Annotated in this window: 14 protein-coding genes; 3 read left to right on the plus strand and 11 right to left on the minus strand. The window is 70.9% G+C overall.

Features of this window, described 5'->3' with window-relative positions; translation table 11 throughout:
• Positions 1-63: 63 nt before the first annotated feature.
• The 9 genes from clpB to GXY35_01595 form a co-directional block, all read right to left on the minus strand.
• Positions 64-2658, minus strand: coding sequence for an ATP-dependent chaperone ClpB (gene clpB, locus GXY35_01555; GenBank protein ID NLW93285.1), 2595 nt, complete (start codon positions 2656-2658; stop codon positions 64-66).
• A gap of 103 nt (positions 2659-2761) precedes the next feature.
• Positions 2762-3178 carry a response regulator gene (locus GXY35_01560; protein NLW93286.1) on the minus strand — a complete coding sequence of 139 codons (417 nt, stop codon included), beginning with the start codon at positions 3176-3178 and terminating at the stop codon, positions 2762-2764.
• A complete protein-coding gene (locus GXY35_01565; protein NLW93287.1) occupies positions 3175-4083 on the minus strand; it encodes a hypothetical protein in 909 nt (302 codons plus the stop codon). Before GXY35_01565 ends, GXY35_01560 begins: the two co-directional genes overlap by 4 nt.
• A gap of 25 nt (positions 4084-4108) precedes the next feature.
• Entirely contained in the window at positions 4109-4312 is a 204-nt protein-coding gene (locus GXY35_01570) for a hypothetical protein (GenBank protein NLW93288.1), read from the minus strand.
• 30 nt (positions 4313-4342) lie between these two features.
• Complete coding sequence (locus GXY35_01575; GenBank protein ID NLW93289.1) at positions 4343-6586, minus strand: sodium-translocating pyrophosphatase; 2244 nt, start codon at positions 6584-6586, stop codon at positions 4343-4345.
• Positions 6587-6752: 166 nt separating this feature from the next.
• The gene (locus GXY35_01580) at positions 6753-9182 is read right to left on the minus strand and encodes a dihydropteroate synthase (protein ID NLW93290.1); all 2430 of its coding nucleotides are present in this window, start codon (positions 9180-9182) and stop codon (positions 6753-6755) included.
• 146 nt (positions 9183-9328) lie between these two features.
• Positions 9329-9964 (minus strand): hypothetical protein, encoded by a 636-nt coding sequence (locus tag GXY35_01585; protein NLW93291.1) that lies wholly within the window; start codon positions 9962-9964, stop codon positions 9329-9331.
• Positions 9961-10725, minus strand: coding sequence for an undecaprenyl-diphosphate phosphatase (locus tag GXY35_01590; protein ID NLW93292.1), 765 nt, complete (start codon positions 10723-10725; stop codon positions 9961-9963). Before GXY35_01590 ends, GXY35_01585 begins: the two co-directional genes overlap by 4 nt.
• Positions 10726-10756: 31 nt before the next feature.
• A complete protein-coding gene (locus GXY35_01595; GenBank protein ID NLW93293.1) occupies positions 10757-11707 on the minus strand; it encodes an NAD-dependent epimerase/dehydratase family protein in 951 nt (316 codons plus the stop codon).
• Positions 11708-11921: 214 nt separating this feature from the next.
• Between GXY35_01595 and GXY35_01600 the strand changes: the two genes are divergently transcribed.
• Positions 11922-12353 carry a thioesterase gene (locus tag GXY35_01600; GenBank protein NLW93294.1) on the plus strand — a complete coding sequence of 144 codons (432 nt, stop codon included), beginning with the start codon at positions 11922-11924 and terminating at the stop codon, positions 12351-12353.
• A gap of 146 nt (positions 12354-12499) precedes the next feature.
• Here the strand turns inward: GXY35_01600 and GXY35_01605 are convergent, their stop codons facing one another.
• Together GXY35_01605 and GXY35_01610 are read right to left on the minus strand one after the other, a co-directional pair.
• Complete coding sequence (locus GXY35_01605) at positions 12500-13234, minus strand: DUF3307 domain-containing protein (protein NLW93295.1); 735 nt, start codon at positions 13232-13234, stop codon at positions 12500-12502.
• Between the two features lie 31 nt (positions 13235-13265).
• Positions 13266-14738, minus strand: coding sequence for a FecR domain-containing protein (locus GXY35_01610; protein NLW93296.1), 1473 nt, complete (start codon positions 14736-14738; stop codon positions 13266-13268).
• A 176-nt stretch (positions 14739-14914) separates the two neighbouring features.
• On the opposite strand from GXY35_01610, the gene GXY35_01615 reads away from it, so the two are divergent.
• Positions 14915-16861: an adenylate/guanylate cyclase domain-containing protein gene (locus GXY35_01615; GenBank protein NLW93297.1), complete on the plus strand. Its 1947-nt coding sequence runs from the start codon at positions 14915-14917 to the stop codon at positions 16859-16861.
• Entirely contained in the window at positions 16851-18176 is a 1326-nt protein-coding gene (locus tag GXY35_01620) for a SpoIIE family protein phosphatase (GenBank protein NLW93298.1), read from the plus strand. Before GXY35_01615 ends, GXY35_01620 begins: the two co-directional genes overlap by 11 nt.
• The last annotated feature ends 3 nt before the right edge of the window (positions 18177-18179 follow it).

Genomic DNA, 18179 nt, shown 5'->3' on the forward strand with positions numbered 1-18179 from the left:
GATGCCGGCTTCCCGGGGCGCGCCGGTTCCCTTTTCAGGCGCGGTCCGGGATCGTCGCGGGCGTCAAGGCTTCCTGCGGAAGGAGAACGCGCCCTTCCCGTCGACGTCGACCTCGACGGCGTCGCCCTCGCGGAACCCCCCCTCGAGCAGGGCGAGGGCGAGCGGGTCCTGGAGGGAACGCTGGATGACCCGCTTGAGCGGGCGCGCCCCGTAGTCGGGGTCGTAGCCGAGGCGGGCGATTTCGCGCCGGGCGGCCGGGCTGATCGTGAGGGCGATGCGCCGCTCCTGGAGGCGCGCGGCAAGGAGGCCGATCTGGATATCGACGATCCGGGCGATCTCCTTCTCGCCGAGGGAGCGGAAGACGACGATCTCGTCCACGCGGTTGAGGAACTCCGGGCGGAACTGCTCCTTGAGCGCCGCGATGATCCGCTCGCGGACCGCCGCCTCGCCCGCGCCGGCCGACTCCTGGAGCATCCGGGAGCCGACGTTGGAGGTCATGATGAGCACGGCGTTCTTGAAATCGACCGTCCGCCCGTGCCCGTCGGTCAGGCGCCCGTCGTCCATGACCTGGAGGAGGACGTTGAAGACGTCCGGGTGCGCCTTCTCGATCTCGTCGAGGAGGAGGACGGTGTACGGGCGGCGGCGCACCTTCTCGGTGAGCTGCCCCCCCTCCTCGAAGCCGACGTAGCCCGGCGGGGCGCCGATGAGCCGGGCGACCGAGTGCTTCTCCATGTACTCCGACATGTCGATCCGGACCATCGCGCTCTCGCTGTCGAAGAGGAACTCCGCGAGGGCGCGGGCGAGCTCCGTCTTCCCGACGCCGGTGGGGCCGACGAAGATGAACGAGCCGATGGGCCGGTGCGGGTCCCCGAGACCCGCGCGCGCCCGGCGGACCGCGTTCGAGATTGCGGCGATCGCCTCGTCCTGCCCGACGACCCGTTCCCGGAGCCGCTCCTCCATCCGGACGAGCTTCTCCTTCTCCCCCTCGACCAGGCGGGAGACCGGGATGCCGGTCCACGAGGAGACCACCTCGGCGATATCCTCCTCGTCGACCTCCTCCTTCAGCATCTTCCGTTCCTTCTGGATCTCGGCGAGACGGCGGTTCGCCTCGTCGAGCCCCTTCTGCAGCCCCGCGAGGACGCCGTAGCGGTACTCGGCGGCCTTGGCGAGATCGCCCTCGCGCTCCGCGATCCCCTCGCGCGCCTTGGCGTCCTCGATCCCGCGTGTCGCCTCGCGGATCCGGGCGATCGCGGCCTTCTCCGCCTCCCAGTGCGCCCGCATCCCGTCGCGCGACTCCTTCTCCTCGGCGAGCTGGCGCTCGATCTTCTTCTGGCGCTCGCGAGACGCCCTGTCCTTCTCCTTGCCGAGCGCCTGCCGCTCGATCTCGAGCTGCATGATGCGCCGCTCGACCTCGTCGAGTTCCGTGGGGCGGCTGTCGATCTCCATCTTCAGGCGCGACGCCGCCTCGTCCACGAGGTCGATCGCCTTGTCCGGGAGGAACCGGTCGGCGATGTAGCGGTGCGAGAGCGTCGCCGCGGCGACGAGCGCCCCGTCCCGTATCCGGACGCCGTGGTGCACCTCGTAGCGGTGCTTCAGACCGCGCAGGATGGCGATGGTGTCCTCGACCGACGGCTCCCCGGTGAAGACCGGCTGGAAACGGCGCTCCAGCGCGGCGTCCTTCTCGATATGCTTCCGGTACTCGTCGAGCGTGGTCGCGCCGACGCAGCGGAGTTCGCCGCGGGCGAGCATCGGTTTGAGCAGGTTCGAGGCGTCGACCGCCCCCTCGGCCGAGCCCGCGCCGACGAGCGTGTGCAGCTCGTCGATGAAGAGGATGATCTCGCCCGCCGCGGAGCCGATCTCCTTGAGGAGCGCCTTCATCCGCTCCTCGAACTCGCCCCGGAACTTCGCCCCGGCGATGAGCGCCCCGAGGTCGAGGGCGAGCAGGCGCTTGTTCTTGAGCCCCTCGGGGACGTCGCCCGAGGCGATCCGCTGGGCGAGCCCCTCGGCGATGGCGGTCTTGCCGACGCCGGGCTCGCCGATGAGGACCGGGTTGTTCTTGGTCCTGCGGGAGAGCACCTGCATCACCCGCCGTATCTCGTCGTCCCTCCCGATCACCGGGTCGAGCTTGTCGCGGCGGGCGAGCGCGGTGAGGTCGCGCGTGAACCGCTCGAGGGCGCGGTACTTGCCCTCGGGGCTCTGATCGGTGACCCGGTGACTCCCGCGGATCTTGACGAGCGCCTTGAGGAGGCGGTCGCGGTCGAGCCCGAGCCGATGCAGGATCTCCGCCGTCTCGCCCGCCCCGTTCGCCGTCAACGCCAGGAGGAGATGCTCGACGCTGACGTAGTCGTCCTGGAGCGCGGCGGCCTCGCGGGACGCCTCCTCCAAAACGAACCGGAGCTCCCTGCCGGGCGAGGGCGGCGCGGCCATGGCGCCGTGGACGCGGGGGGTCTTCTCGATGCTCCGCCGGAGCTCCTGTTCGACCGCGCCCGGCTGCACCCCCGCCTGCGCCAGGAGCGGCGGGGTCACCCCGTCGGCCTGGGCGAGCATGGCGAGGAGGAGGTGCCCCGGGGAGAGCTCCTGCTGGTTCTCCTCCCCGGCGATGCGCTGCGCCTCGGCGAGCGCCTCCTGGGACTTGAGCGTCAGCGTGTCGTGCCGCATGGGGATATCAGCGCCTCCGCGAAACGGACGGGATGCGATCCTTCCGCCGCCGATGCCGGGGATCTTCACGGATCGGCGAAGATCCGCCGATCCGCGGCGCCCCCTACCTCCTCGGCTTCCTGCCGCCCCCGGCCTTTTTCAGGAGGACGGACTCGATCGTCGCGACGAGCCCCTCCTCGGTGAACGGCTTGGTCACGTAGGCGTCCGCGCCGAGCTTGAGCCCCTTCTCGATGTCGACCTTCTTGTCGAGCGCCGAGATGATGACCACCGGGATCTCCCGCGTCGCCGGGTTCTTCTTGAAGACGTCGCAGTACCAGTAGCCGGAGAAGAACGGCATCATGATGTCGAGGATGATCATCCGCGTGGGAGAGGAGAGCACCTTGGGGATCGCCTCGACGCCGTCGGACGCCGTCACCGCGTCGTAGCCGTGCCGTTCGACGATCTTGGCGATCATCTCCGCGACGTGGGCGTCGTCCTCGATCACCAGGATCCTGCCCTTCCTCGCGACGGAGGGGCTCATCGGAGGGCGGTCTCCTCCTCGCGAAGGCCTCCCCTCTCCTCCTCCGGGAGATCGTCGGGAGGCGGGGGCTCCTCCTCGGGGAGCTCGAGGAGGAAGAGCGCCGCGTCCTCCATCTTCACCTTCTCGGCGGGCGGTTCGATCAAGAAGATCGGCACCAGCACCTCGAGCGAGAGGTTCAGGCACGCATAGACCGAGAGGCGCTTCCCCAACTTCCCGCGGTCGTCGATCACGTCGAGGCAGCGGGCGCCGTCCGCGGCGCCGGCGGCGATGAAGAGGTGCTTGTACTCCTCCCCCCGCTCGAGGAACGCGGCGGTCTGCTCGATACCCGCGCCGATGAGGCGCTCGCTGCCGCGGGCCGGGGCGAGCTCGGTCTTGCGGCTCCCGACGGCCATCTTGAGCAGCAGCCCCTTGGCGTGCGGCACCGCCCCGGTCCGCCGCGTCTCGAGCACGCTGCCGACCGTGAGCGGGGGGGCCTTCTTCGCCAGATCCCGGAGGAACGCCGCCACCTCCTTCTGCGACGAGAGGAAGACGATGCCCGCGACCTTGTACGGCCCCTCGGGGGTGTTCCTCCCGTAGATGTGCCCGGTGAGTTTCAGGGTGCTGCCGCTCTGCCGGAGATCGCGGAAGATGTGTTCCGGTTTCAGCTTGATCCACTTGCTGTCGCCGCCGAAGAGCGGGACGAAGGGGATGATCAGGTCCGCCTTGTCCCCCTCGGCGCCGAAGGTGACGGTGAGCTTCTCGGTGAGCGGGGCGGGGCGGGCGGGCGTGCTCCTGCCGCCGAGGAACGCCTCGATCTTCTCGAAGCCGAAGAAGAGGAGCGCCCCCGCGCTGTAGAAGGCGTAGAGGAACGGCTTCCGCGCCCAGCGGTACCACTCGACCGCCGGCCTCTTCTTCCGCGCACTCATCGTTCGCCCCCCGCCGGAACCGCCGCTAGTCGTTGACGACGCTGAACCCGAAGTAGTGCACCGTGAGGTCCCGGCTGTCGCTGAACGCGGCGGCGAGCCGTTTCTGGAGGTAGTCGAGCACCTCCTTACGCCGCCGCTGTACGTCGAAGTCGCGCGTGCGCTCGTCCACGCCCTCCAGCGGAAGGTCCGCCTTGAAACTCACCTCGGAGTAGATCCGCAACATCGCCATCACGCCCCTCCTCTCCCCCTCTCGCGCCGCTCACATCCTCCCCATGTGCAGGAAGGCGCTGATCTGGGGGCCGAACTTCACGATGAGCCCCGCCACCACGACGCTCACCATGCTCATCAGCTTGATGAGGATGTTGAGCGAGGGACCGGCAGTGTCCTTGAACGGGTCGCCGACGGTGTCGCCCACGACCCCGGCCTTGTGGGCGGCCGAGCCTTTGCCGCCGTGGTGCCCCTGCTCGATATGCTTCTTCGCGTTGTCCCATGCGCCGCCCGAGTTGGCGAGCATGACCGCCAAAACGAATCCGGTCGCCGTGGCCCCCGCGAGGAACCCCATCACGCCCGCGACGCCCAGCACGAGCCCCACCAGGATCGGGACGACGATCGCGCTGATGGAGGGGAGCATCATCTCCCGCTGCGCCCCCTTCGTGGAGATCGCGACGCAGGAGGCGTAGTCGGGCACCGCCTTCCCCTCCAGCAGCCCCTTGATCTCCTTGAACTGGCGCCGGACCTCCTCAACCATCCGCCGTGCGGCGCGCCCGACCGCCAGCATCGAGAGCGCGCAGAAGACGAAGACCATCATCGCGCCGAGGAAGAGGCCGACGAGCACCTTGGGGTTCAGGAGCGTGACCTCGTACTGGGCCATGAAGAAGTCGAGGTTCGCCTTCTGGATTGTCGCGGCGTCGAACGCCTTCGTGCCGATCCGGGCGAGCCCGTCGGCGCTCGTGGAGGCGACGCGGACGAGGCCGATGCGCACCTCCTCGATGTAGGCCGCCAGGAGGGCGAGCGCGGTGAGCGCCGCGGAACCGATCGCGTACCCTTTGCCGGTCGCGGCGGTCGTGTTGCCGAGCGAATCGAGCGCGTCGGTTCTTTCGCGCACGCCCGGTTCGAGCCCGCTCATCTCGGCGTTGCCGCCCGCGTTGTCCGCGATCGGACCGTAGGCGTCGGTCGCGAGGGTGATCCCGAGGGTCGAGAGCATCCCCACGGCGGCGAGCCCCACGCCGTAGAGCCCGTGCTCGGGGTTCGTGAAACCGCCGGCGAAGCCGTAGGCCAGGATGGTCGCCACGCCGATCGTGACCACCCCGGGCCAGGTGGAGAGCATCCCCACCGACATCCCCTCGATGATGACCGTGGCGGATCCGGTGAGCGACTGCGATGCGACCTGCCGGGTCGGGGGGTAGTCCTGCGAGGTGTAGTACTCCGTCGCCTTGCCGATGATCCATCCCGCGCAGAGCCCGGCGACGATCGAGCCGAAGAGGCCGAAGTGCCCCGGCAGCATCCACGGGACGAGGAAGAACGACACCGCGCAAATCCCGACGATGCTCAGGTTCACCCCGCGGGCGAGCGCCTTGAGCAGCTCCTTCTGCGTCGCCGTCTCCCCGCTCCGGACGAAGAAGATCCCGACGATAGAGAGGAAGACGCCGATCCCGGCGATCATCATCGGCAGGAGGACCGACCTGAGCATCAGGACGGAATTGCCGGAGAACGCCGCGACGCCGAGGGCGGCCGTGGCGAGGATGGAGCCGCAGTAGGATTCGTACAGATCCGCCCCCATCCCCGCGACATCCCCGACGTTGTCGCCCACATTGTCGGCGATGGAGGCGGGATTGCGGGGGTCATCCTCGGGGATCTCCGCCTCGATCTTGCCCACCAGGTCGGCGCCGACGTCCGCCGCCTTCGTGAATATACCGCCCCCGACGCGCGCGAAGAGCGCCTGGGTGCTCGCCCCCATCCCGAAGCAGAGCATCGTGACCGTGGTCTCGACGAGGCCGAGGCCGACGATGCTGTTGAGCAGGTAGAACCAGATACAGATGTCCAGGAGCCCGAGGCCGACGCAGACCAGCCCCATCACGGCGCCGCTCCGGAAGGCGATCTGGAGGGCGCTGTTGAGGGAGCTGCGGGCGGCGTGCGCGGTGCGGGCGCTCGCGTGGGTCGCGGTCTTCATCCCGATGAACCCGCAGAGGCCGGAGAAGAACCCGCCGGTGAGGAAGGCGAACGGGACCCATTTCGACTGGACCTGCAGCACGAAGGCGAGGAAGGCGAAGAAGAGCCCTGCGACGACGAAACACCAGAAGACGACCTTGTACTGCTGCCGCAGGTAGGCGCGGGCGCCGGTGCGCACGTACGAGGCGATCTCCTTCATCCGATCGGTGCCCTCGGATGCGCGGATCATGGAGCGGTAGAAGAATCCCGCGACGACGAGCGCGGCGACGGAGGCGATCGGGGCGATGAGCCAGGAGAGGGGGAGCGGCGCCGTCTCCGCGACCGCCTCCGGCAGGGCCGATGCCGCGCGCGCCCCGAGCCCCGCCGCCAGCGCACACAGACGCACGATGCTGTTCTTCACGTATGACCTCCTTCTAAATGATCACACCCGGGGTGAATATTGCCGCTCGCCCACCCGGTTGTCAATCGCATTCTGATCCCCCGCCTCCCCGGGCCGGCGGTCAGGGACCGTCCATCAGCCGTTTCACCAGGCGGACGATCTCGCCGGCGTTCCGCGCGTAGCCGTCCGCGCCTATCTTGCGCGCGTAGGCGGGGGTGACGACCGCCCCCCCCACCATCACCTTCTGGGCCATCCCCCTGCGTTTGAGCTCGGCGATGACCGTCTCCATCTGCCGCATCGTGGTGGTCATCAGGGCGGAGAGCCCGACGAGTTGGGCCCCGGTCGCCGCCGCCTGCTCCGCGATCAGCTCGGCCGGCACGTTCCGGCCGAGGTCCGTGACCTCGTAGCCGTAGTTCTCGAGGACGGTGCAGCAGATGTTCTTGCCGATGTCGTGGACATCCCCCAGGACCGTGGCCATCAGGATCCTGCCCCGCGACGGCATCCGCTCCCCCTTCATCTCGCGCTTCAGGCGCGCGAAGGCGGCCTGGACGGTCTCCGCGGCGAGGATCATCTGCGGCAGGAAGATCTCGCGGCGTTCGAAGCGCGCCCCGACCTCCTCGAGCGCGGGGGCCAGCATCGCCACGTTGATCTCGAGGGGCGGGATCCCCATCGAGAGCGCCGCCTCGAGGGGCGGGATGACCCCGTCCCGGTCGCCGGCGAGGATAGCGGCGAGGAGCCGCTCGCGCACCCGCGCGGCGTCCTTTGCGGGCTCCTCGGGCGCGGAGGGCGCGGCCGGCCCGGCGGCGCGCGCGCCGGCGATGAAGTCGCGCGCGCCGGGATCCTTCCCGGCGAGCACGCGCGCGGCGCCCAGGACGCGCATCACGAGCCCGTCCGCGGGGTTGCAGATGACCGCGTCGAGGCCCGCCTCCACCGCCATCGCGAGGAACGCCGCGTTCAGGCTGCTCCGCCCGGGGAGGCCGTGGGAGACGTTGCTGAGGCCCATCACCGTCTGCCAGCCGCGGGCCTTCAGCATCCGCAACGTCTCCAGCGTCACCGCGGGCTGCGCCTGCGAGGCCGCGGCGGCCATCACGAGCGGATCGACCAGGATATCCTCGCGCCGCAGCCCCGCCCTGACCGCGCTCGCCGCCACCTCCTCGGCGAGCGCGACCCTCCGCGCGGCGGTCTCCGGGATCCCCTTCCCCGAGAGCGGCAGCACGATGATCGCCGCTCCGTGGAGGCGGGCGAGGGCGAGCAGTCTCGGCATCGACCCCCCGTCCGCGGTGATTGAGTTGACCAGCGCGCGCCCCTCCACCTCCCGCAGCCCCGCCTCGAGCGCCTCGGGGCTGCTCGAGTCGATGACGAGGGGGGCGTCGACGCAACGCTGCACGACGCGCGCCGCGCGCGCCATCAGCTCCGTCTCCGAAACCGCGCCCACGCCGAGCGTCTCGCCGTGGGCGCCGGCGTTCAGATCCAGCAGCTGCGCCCCCTCCCGGACCTGGGCGGTCGCCGCGTCGCGCACCGGGGCCGTATCGCCGCGGATGAAGAGGCGCGCCATCTCCGCCTGGACGCTCAGGTTGATCCGCTCGCCGATGACGAGCGGTCCGCGGGAGGGATCGAGCGATACCGCCCGCACGCGGCTGCACAGCCGGAGGCGGTCCGGCACCGCGCGCCGCGCCGGCCTCCTCCGCCCGAGCGCCGCGGCCATCGCCTTGATGTGCGCGGGGGTCGTCCCGCAGCACCCCCCGATCAGGTTCGCGCCTGCGGCCGCGAACCGATCGGCGAACGCCGCCATCTCGGCGGGGCTCTTCCGGAAGACGGTTTTGCCGTCGACGAGCTCGGGGAGCCCCGCGTTGGGGAGCACGGAGAGGCACGCCGGGGCGACGCCCGCCATCGCCTCCAGGAGCGGGAGCATCTCCTCCGGCCCCAGGCTGCAGTTCACCCCGACCGCGGCGGCGCCGGAGGCGGCGAGCACGATGGCCGCGACGTCGGGCGGGGTCCCCGAGAAGGTCCTCCCGTCCTCGCCGAAGGTCGCGTGGGCGACCACCGGGATGTCGGAGACCTCGCGCGCGGCGACCAGCGCCGCTTTCGCCTCGCGGATATCCGAGAAGGTCTCGAGGAAGAGGGCATCCGCCCCCGCGCGCGCGAGCGCGCGCATCTGCTCGCGGAACGTTTCGACCGCCTCGTCGAACGTCAGCGCGCCCAACGGGGCGAGCTGCGCCCCGAGCGGGCCTACCGAGCCGGCCACGTAGGCCCTGCCGCCGGCCGCCTTCCGTGCCAGGCGCACCGCCTCGCGGTTGATGCGCTCGACATCCGCCTCCAGACCGTAGTCGGCGAGCTTGCGGCGGTTGGCGCCGAAGCTGTTCGTCTCGATCACCTCGGCCCCCGCGTCGAGGTACCGCGTGTGGATGTCGACGACGAGGGCCGGGCGGCCGAGGATGGCCTCCTCCGGGCAGCCGCCGTCGGGGAGCCCCCCCTCCTGGAGCATCGTCCCCATCGCCCCGTCGACAAGGAGCACGCGCTCCCGCATCGCGTCCAGAAACGGTTTCATGATGTATGTCGCGGATCACCGCGGATCAGAACGAAGAGAAAATCTTGCCGCGGATTGACACGGATGAACATGGATCGATTCTGTCTTGTGACCTCCGGATAGTGTCGTTACCCGTGTCTATCCGCACACATCCGTGGCACGAGATATCTCTATCCCCCGCCGCGCGGCACCCAGCCCACGACCGCCGTCACCGACTTCTCCGGGACCAAAATGCACCCCCGGCCCGCCGAGATCCCGATCCGCTCCGCCCCGAGCGCCGCCAGCACCCCCGGCTGCGCATCGAGCGCCCAATCGCCGTAGCCGGGACTGAACCGCCGGGTGAGCTCAAACCCCTCCTTCGCCGCCTCCCGCCCCAGCGAAGCCGCCGCGGCCTCCACGACCGCCTCGACCGCCTCCGAGCCGTAGGCGTCGAGGATCATCGCCTCGGTCATCCTCTTCTCTCGCATCAGGCGCTCCGCGGCGGACGTGAGTGCCGCACCGACGGTCGCCCCGATGAACGTCGCGCAGCTGCAGGGGGCGAGCAGCTCCGCCACCCGGGCGCTCCGGATGGCGAACGGCGTCTCCTTGAATTCGACGACCCCGCCGGCGTTGCGCCTGATACGGAACGTCGCCCGCACCGCGGCGGGGGCGGCGAGCGCTTCCCCCTCCCCGATGCCCCGGGCGACCAGCGCCGCGAGCGCCGGCGCCCCCCGCGCGGCGGAGGGCCCCATCCCCATCCGCCGCAGAACGGCCTCCGCCGCGACCGCCGTTCCGATCTCCCGGAAGACGCCGTCGGAGGAACTCATCCCCAGAGCGCCCAGGCCACGCCGAGCGCGATGCAGTAGCAGCCGAACCAGGCGATCCCGCCCCTCTCGACCGCGCCGTTGAGGACCCTGATCGCCACAAGACCGCTCGCGCAGGAGACCGCCGCGGAGGCGGCGAGCGCCGCGACGCCGAAATTCTCCGCCGCGGATCCGATCTCGGGCAGGTGCATGAGGGCGGCGCCCAGCATCGCGGGGGCGGCCATCATGAACGCAAACTCCACCGCCCGCCGCCGCCCGACCCCGGCGAGAAGGCCCGCCCCCACGGTCATGCCCGATCTCGAGATGCCGGGGGGAAGGGCGAGGGCCTGCGCGCACCCGATGAGGAGCGCCCTCCCCCACCCGATCTCCGCGTCTGCCGGACGGGCGCGCCCCGCGGCGACGAGGAAGACGCCGCCCGCGACGAGCCCCGCCGCGGCCATCCGCGGGTCGTGGAAACGCGCCTCCAGCCACCCGCGAGCGAGCACCCCCACCGCCGCGGCGGGGAGCGTGGCGACGAGGAGGAGGCCGAGGTCCCGCCGCGCGCGGGGCTCGGCGGGGTGGAGCAGGATGCGTCTCCATGCCGCGCGATAGAAGACAACCGCCGCGGCGAGCGTCCCCAGATGGAGCACCAGCTCGAGGGCGACCCCCTCGGACCGCACGCCGAGCAGGCGCTCGGCGAGCACCAGATGCGCCGTGCTCGACACCGGGAGCCACTCGGTGGCCCCCTGCACGATCCCGATCACGACGGCCTGCGGTATGGTCATAAGGCTGCCGCTCGTGCGCGCGGAGGGGCGTTCACGGATTGACGCGCCGATACCAGTCGACGAACCGCTGCACCCCCTCCTCGACCCGGACGCGGGGACTGTAGCCGAGGAGCTCGCCCGCCTTGCGGATATCCGCGCAGGTCACCGGGACGTCCCCCGGCTGATCGGGGAGCGATTTCACGACCGCCTTTTTCCCGACGGCGCGCTCGATCGCCGCGATGAGCGCCCTGAGCTCCACGGTCCTCGACTCGCCGAGGTTGATGACCTCGAACGGGAACGGAGTGTCGACGGCCCGCACCAGGCCGTCCAGGATGTCGTCGACGTAGGTGTAGTCGCGGCGGCTTGTCCCGTCGCCGTAGACCTCGATCGGTTCCCCGCGCAGTATCCTGCGCGTGAAACGGTGGATCGCCATCTCCGGCCGCTGCCGGGGCCCGTAGACAGTGAAGAATCGGAGGCAGGTGGCGCTGAGGCCGTGGAGGTGGTGCCAGACGTGGCAGAGGAGCTCGCAGGCCCTCTTGGTGGCCGCGTACGGGGAGATGGGGCGGTCGGCGCAGTCGTGTTCCGAGAACGGCACCTCGCTGCGCGCCCCGTAGACCGAAGAGGAGGAGCCGAAGACGAAGCGCCCCACCGCGTGCTCGCGCGCGAACTCGAGAAGGTTGAGCGTGCCGCAGCAGTTCACCTCCTCGTAGAGGAGGGGGTTTTTGAGGGAGGCGCGCACCCCCGCGCGGGCGGCCAGGTGGACAATCACCTTGAACCTGTGGCGCGCGGCGATGCCGCGGAGGACCTTCCTGTCCCTGATGTCTCCCTCGACGAGCGCGTACGACGGGTTCTTGAGGGCCGAAGCGATATTCTCCCGCTTCACGGCGGGATCGTACGAGTCGTTGAAGTCGTCGAGGCAGACCACCTCGTCGCCGCGCTCGAGCAGCCGGTCGACCAGATGAGACCCGATGAACCCCGCACCGCCGGTGACGAGGACCTTCATAACGGCACACCCCCGCCCGCCCCGCCGATCCGCGGGGCGAAGCTCCCTTCCCGGATCCTGAAGCCGGGCCCCGAACCTGCGCCCGGGGCCGGCGACGGCAGGTATGGTACCACAGTGCCGTCCAGGCGCGCAACGAAAGGCGCCGCCGCGGCGCGGTTCAGGCGGGCCGCGTCCGCCGCTGTACCCACGCCCGCCCCCGTGCTATACTGCCTGTATGCCGCGCCTCAAGATCGCGCTCCCGAAAGCGTTTCCGTTCTCCACGGAGATCCCGGTGCGTGTCGCCGACCTCAACTACGGCGGCCACCTGGGCAACGACGCGGTCCTTTCCATCGTCCACGAGGCCCGCGTCCGGTTCCTCCGGCACCACGGCTTCACGGAGGCACGGATCGGCGGGCCGGGCATCCTGATGACCGATGCCGCCGTCGTGTACGCCGCGCAGGGCTTCTGGGGCGACCCCCTGACGGTCGAGGTCGCGGTGACGGACCTTTCGCGGTGCGGCGCCGCCTTCGTCTATCGTCTCTCCAACCGCCTCTCGGGCAGGGAGATCGCCCGCGCCAGGACCGGCATCGTCTTCTTCGACTACCGGGCCGGCCGTATCGCGCGCGTCCCGGACGCGTTCGCCGCGCGCTGCGCGGGCGCCTCCTGAGGAGCCGCGAATGGCGTTCATACGACTGCGCGGCGTGCCCGGCCTCGTGTATCTCCCCGACGCGGACCCCGCCGCCCCGAAGAAGCACCCGTGCGCGGACTGCTTCTCGTGCGGCTGGTGCAGCGACGAGCGGTGCGCGCTCTGTCTCAGGCGCGGGAGGCAAGGACGGCCGCGGCGGCGCACGCGGCGGCGAGCAGGAGATTGCCCGCGGCGTTGCGGGACGACGTGAGGAACGGCTCCGGGCGGAAGCGCTTCGCGGCGCGGTTCGCGGCCGGGATGCGGAGGAGCAGCACGAGCGGGACGAGAACGAGCCACCATCCGCCCGCCGCCATCGCCAAAAAGAGCGCGCCCCGCTCGGCCGCGCCGTAGTACTTCTCGGCGCCCCCCGGCGGGGGCGTTTCGGCGCACGTCTCGAACAGCGTCCGACGCGCCGCGCTCAGCAGGTACACGCCGCCGAAGGTCGCCGCCACGAACAGGATCGCGGGGGTCAGGATCCCCGCCTCGTCGAGCCGGGCGGGGAGAGTTCCCCGGAGCGCCGGGGAATCCGGGAGCGGGGTGAGGAAGACCGTCGCGAGCGTCGCGAGGTGCAGCGCCTGATCGGCGCAAAAAGCCCAGAGGCCTCCCCCCAAGACGCCGCGCGCGGAGAGATCCACCTTCAAGGCGTCGATCAGAAGATGGAGCGACGCGACCGCGGCGGCGAACGCCCAGAACGACCAGTCCCCCGCGAGCGGGTAGCAGACACACACCGTCGTCGCCAAGGCGATGCCCGCGTGCGGGAGCTGGCCCGCAAGGCGCGTCAGTTTCATCCGGTAGACGCGGGCGGACTGGAGCGGGAAATCGGCGACGAGGTGCGCGAGCACGAGGAGCTTGAAGAGGAGCATCGTCTTCTCCGCGCGGCAGACAGGCGGGTTCTCAGATCCCGCCGAGGCCGAGGAGCCGGATACAGTCGTCCGCGTCGAGCGCGGCGGGTGAGGCCAGGTACTGCGCGCCGAGGGAAAGCCCCGGGATCGAGGCGAGCCCCTCCTTCAGCGTTGCGCCCCCGATCTCGAGCGTCACGTCGATCGAGCCGTCGGAGTAGTACGTCTTCGCCACCTCCTCCGCGCCCTGCACCAGGCCGTTCACGGCGATGTCGACCCGGTCGTCGGCGACCGCGAAATCCCGCAGGGTGGTGGACGAGGTCACCACGGTGCCGTGGATCTTCTCCGCCAGCCGCCGGTAGGCGTCCACCGCCGCCGCCCGCTCCGCGGCGAGGCGGATGAACCCCCCGAACAGGGCGGCGTAGTCGGCCTGCGGCAGCGGCGCGATCCCTCTCCACGCCTGCGCCAGATCCCTCCCGGTGATCCTGGGCACCGCGTCGAGCGGAAACTCCAGGCACACCGACGCCGCCCGCTCCGCCGCCGAGTAGTCCTCCGCCGAGACGGGGGCGTCGAGCGCCGCGTCGAGGAGGCGGCGGGAGATCTTCGGGTCCCTCTCCATCAGGTCGCCGACCGTCTCGTTCCCGGAGAGCATCAGCGTTTCGAGCTTGCCGGCGAGTTCCCTCTGCGCCCGGCGCCGCGCCTCCGCCCTCGCCCACCCCTCGGCCTCCGCCGGATCGGCGATGCCGGCCGGGGCCGCGGCGCGGCCCTTCCCGGAAAGCGCGAGGCCCGTGAGATCGGCCGACGGACGGGAGAGCCGGTCGAGAAGCCCCTTGGCGTCCTTCAGCGGGACGGCCGGGTCGCCGAGGCGCTTGAGGAGGAGGCGGCGGGGGGGGAGCCCCGTCCCCTTGGCGCGCAGAATCGCGCGCGCCCACGGGGCAACCGTCGTGCGCCGGTCGGGGAAAACCGTCACGTGCTTGTCCGGCTCCCCGAGCGCCTCGACGCGCACGCTCCCGTCGGCGACGGCGACGCCGGTCGTCTCCCCGTCCGCCGCGACCGACATGGCGAATCCGGTCCCGCGGACCGCGGCGACGGCGACCGGCGATCTCAGGGTGAGCCGCGCGCCGGCGGGCAGCTTGTCGAGGCGGGCGATGATTTCGCCCTTCAGGAGCCCGAGGTCCGTCAGGCGCACCACCGAGCCGTCCGGGTCCCGCGACTCCCCGAAGAGGCGCTCCACCTTCAGCACCGAATTCTCCTTGAGACGGAAACGGTTGGGGGGATCGAGCTGGAGGTCGGCGTAGGAGTTGTTGAGCGTCCGGAGCGAGTCGGCGGCCGCGAGCGACGTCCCCGCGGCCGCGGGGACCCACGCGGCGGAGGGGGGATTCAGGCGCTCCGCCTGCCGGTGGATCTTGACGAGGGAGACGCCGTCCGGCGCGCGGGGAGCGGCCTGCGCCGCCGCAGCCAGCGCCCCGGCGACAGTCGCGGCGCACAGCCGCCGCATCGCGCCCCTCACCGCCCGTCCCGCGGTCATCGTTTCAACCTACCACACCGCCGCGTGCGCGTCCAGTTTCGCGGCATACGCGCAGGGACTGTTCATATCGAATCCTGAACGCGGCCGCCGCCGCGGCGCCGCCGCTCCCCCCCGCGCGCCTCTCCGGGGTTGCGCGGCGGCCGGGGCCCGATGTAAGATACACGGGGATACCGCCCATGAAAACCCGGCAGGTCGCCTTCCTCACGGTGCTGCTCAGCCTCGCCCTGGTCGCGCTCCTCTCCAGGACCGCCTTCTTCAGGATCTACGAGGCCAAGACCGTCGACTCCCGCTTCGCCTGGCGGTACCGGTTGCGGGGCCCCCGCCCGAACCGGTCCATCGCCCTCGTCGGGATCGACGACCAGACCCTCGCCGCCCTCGGCGGCCGCTGGCCGATCGCCTGGCGCTGGCACGCCCTCCTGCTGGAGGCCCTCTCCGAAAAGCTCCCCGCGCTGGTCGCCTACAACGTCCTCTTCCTCCCCGCGAGCGGGCAGGACGCCGGCGACGAGACGGACCTCGCCGAGGCGACCCGCCGGCTCGGGGACGTCGTCTACCCCTACTACTTCGACTTCGAGACAACGGAGGGCGGAGACGGCGACCCCCTCCTCCGGAACGCGATCCCCGCCGGCCGGGACGCCCTCTCCTCCCTCCCCCGCGCCGCCGCGGCGATGCTCCCGATCCGACCGCTCGCCGCCTGCGCCGCCCTCGGCTTCGCCAACGCGCCGGGGGATGAGGAGGACGGCGTGATGCGGCGCGTGCCGCTCCTCCTCCGTTTCGGCGACCGCGTCTACCCGTCGTTCTGCCTGATGGCGGCGCTCCGCTACTTCAACGTCGAGCCCTCCCGGGTGCGCTTCTCGCCCGGGGGGCGCATCGACTTCGACCCCCCCGGCGGACCGCCGGTGTCGATCCCGATCGACCGGTCCGGGGCGATGCGGATCGACTACGCCGCCCGCGAGGAGGACTTCTCGCGGAGCGTCTTCTCCCAGGTGCTCCAGTCGTACGCCCTCCGCGCAAGGGGCGCCCCCGCGGCCGTGGATCTGGCCGATTTCGAGGGGAAACTCGTCCTCGTCGGCGTCACCGCCACGGGGGTGATCGAGTCGTACTCGAAGCCGACGCCGCTCGCGCCCGAAAGCCCCCTCCTCTCCGTCTACGCGAACGCGATCGCGACGATCCTCTCCCGCTCGTTCCCGACCGCCCCGTCCCCGCGCGCCGCCGCGGCGCTGCTGCTCCTTCTCGCCGCGCTCGCGGCGGTAGTCTCGATCTCGTTCAGGGCGGGCGCGAGCCTCGCGCTCTCCATGCTCTTCCTCGCGGTCTACCTCGCGGCCGCCTACGCCGTCTTCATCGCCGCCGCCGTGATTCTGCCGGTCGTGCCCGGGGTCCTGACGGTGGCCTTCGTCTACACGCTCGTCACATCGTTCCGCTACGCGACCGAGGAGCGCCAGCGCAGGTTCTACCGCGGGGTGCTGGGGAAATACCTCTCCCGGAACGTGATGGAGGAGCTTCTGCGGAACCCCGGGGGGCTGCGGCTCGGCGGGGAGCGCCGCGAGCTCACGGTGATGTTCGCCGATGTCAAGCAGTTCAGCGCCTTCTGCGAGAAGAGCGCGGTGGAGGAGATCGCCCCGCGCCTGAACGAGCTGCACGACCGGATGACCCGTCTCATCTGGAAGCACGACGGCACGCTGGACAAGTACATCGGGGACGGTATCATGGCGTTCTGGGGGGCGCCGCTCCCGCAGGAGGACCACGCCGCCCGGGCGGTTTGTGCCGCGCTCGAGATGCGCGACGAGCTGCGGCGGATGGGGGAGGAGGCGCGGCTGCGCGGCGCCGATTCGTTCTCGATGGGGATCGGCCTCAACACCGGGACGGTGGTCGTCGGGAATATGGGGTCGAACGACTTCTGGGACTACACGGTTCTCGGCGACGAGGTGAACCTCGCCGCGCGCGTCGAGGCGCTCACGCGCGCCTACGGCGTCGACATCATCGTCACCGAGTCGACCCGCCGCAGGGTCGAGGGGCTCGTCGAGACGCGCCTCCTCGGCGAGGCGACCGTCAAGGGCAAGGAGAGACCGGCGGTGCTGCACGAACTGCTCGGCCGCGCGGCGGAGAAACCGACGGATGGACGCTGACACCCCTCCCCTGAAGGACCGGATCGCCGAGCTCGGGGCGCTCCAGGAGCAGCTCCGGATCTCGAACCAGCGGGTCGCGAACCTGTCCGCGCTGGTCGAGATCAGCAAGATCATCAACTCCACGCTCGACCTCGACACGCTGCTCACGATGATCATGGAGATCATCAAGCAGGTGCTGAACGCCGAGAGCGGGTCGCTGATGCTCCTCGACGAGCGGGGCGACGAGCTCCTCTACCGCGTCGCGCTGGGCGAGAAGGGGTCGCGGCTGAAGGAGCGGTTTCGTCTGAAGATCGGCCAGGGCATCGCCGGATGGGTGGCGGCGCACGGCGAGCCGCTCCTCGTCCCGGACGCGGCCCGGGACGCCCGTTTCTACGGGGCCCCCGACAAAACGCTCAACCACCGGACCCGCTCGATCCTCTGTGTCCCGTTGCGCGGCCAGGGGAAATTGCTCGGGGTGCTCGAGGCGATAAACTCCAAGAGCCCCGGCGGCTTCACCCCCGACGACCTGTCGCTCTTCCTCGCCTTCGCGAGCCAGGCCGCCGTCGCCATCGAGAGCGCCCGGATGCACGAGCGGCTGCTCGAGAAGCAGCGGGTCGAGCAGGAGCTCAAGATCGCCAACCAGATCCAGCGCAACTTCCTCCCCTCCTCGTTCCCGAAACCCGCGGGGGCGCGCGTCTACGCCAGGACCGTCCCCGCCTGGGAGACGGGGGGGGATTTCTACGATGTCGTGGAGCTTGGCCCCCGGCGGCTGGGCGTCGTGGTCGGGGACGTCTCGGGGAAAGGGGTCCCGGCCGCGCTGTACATGGTGCAGGTGCTCAGCGAGTTCCGCTTCAGGGCTTCGGCCGCCGACGGGACGGACGCCGTGCTCGGCCGGTTGAACGACGGGCTGCTCGTGCACGGCACCAGCGGGATGTTCGTCACGCTCGTCTACGCGATCGTGGACGCCGCGGCGCGTCTCCTCTCCTTCAGCAGCGCGGGCCACCTGCCGATGCTCTGGAGGAGGAGCGGGGGCGGGACGGAGCTCCTCGAGGGGCCGTCGGGGATGCCGCTCGGCATCTCCGCCGGCGTGCGCTACCCGATGCACACCGTCGCGCTCGGCAGGGGGGACCTGCTGTTCCTCTACACCGACGGGATCATCGAGGCGCGGGACAGGAAGGGGCGCGAGTTCGGCATTGCGCGGCTCAAAAACATCCTCGGCGGTCCCGCGGCGGGGCCGGAGGCGGCGGTGCGGCGCGTGATGCGGCGGGTCGAGACGTTCTCGCGCGGCGTACCTCAGTACGACGATCTCACGGCACTGGCACTGCGAATGGGGTGACGA

The organism is Chlamydiota bacterium, from assembly GCA_012729785.1.
Classification (GTDB): Bacteria; Auribacterota; Tritonobacteria; order UBA1439; family UBA1439; genus UBA1439.

Coding starts and splice junctions, on each gene's coding strand:
- clpB (NLW93285.1), bottom strand. CDS start 2,658: ATGCGGCACGACACGCTGACGCTCAAGTCCCAGGAGGCGCTCGCCGAG.
- GXY35_01560 (NLW93286.1), bottom strand. CDS start 3,178: ATGAGCCCCTCCGTCGCGAGGAAGGGCAGGATCCTGGTGATCGAGGAC.
- GXY35_01565 (NLW93287.1), bottom strand. CDS start 4,083: ATGAGTGCGCGGAAGAAGAGGCCGGCGGTCGAGTGGTACCGCTGGGCG.
- GXY35_01570 (NLW93288.1), bottom strand. CDS start 4,312: ATGGCGATGTTGCGGATCTACTCCGAGGTGAGTTTCAAGGCGGACCTT.
- GXY35_01585 (NLW93291.1), bottom strand. CDS start 9,964: ATGAGTTCCTCCGACGGCGTCTTCCGGGAGATCGGAACGGCGGTCGCG.
- GXY35_01590 (NLW93292.1), bottom strand. CDS start 10,725: ATGACCATACCGCAGGCCGTCGTGATCGGGATCGTGCAGGGGGCCACC.
- GXY35_01595 (NLW93293.1), bottom strand. CDS start 11,707: ATGAAGGTCCTCGTCACCGGCGGTGCGGGGTTCATCGGGTCTCATCTG.
- GXY35_01600 (NLW93294.1), top strand. CDS start 11,922: ATGCCGCGCCTCAAGATCGCGCTCCCGAAAGCGTTTCCGTTCTCCACG.
- GXY35_01605 (NLW93295.1), bottom strand. CDS start 13,234: ATGCTCCTCTTCAAGCTCCTCGTGCTCGCGCACCTCGTCGCCGATTTC.
- GXY35_01610 (NLW93296.1), bottom strand. CDS start 14,738: ATGACCGCGGGACGGGCGGTGAGGGGCGCGATGCGGCGGCTGTGCGCC.
- GXY35_01615 (NLW93297.1), top strand. CDS start 14,915: ATGAAAACCCGGCAGGTCGCCTTCCTCACGGTGCTGCTCAGCCTCGCC.
- GXY35_01620 (NLW93298.1), top strand. CDS start 16,851: ATGGACGCTGACACCCCTCCCCTGAAGGACCGGATCGCCGAGCTCGGG.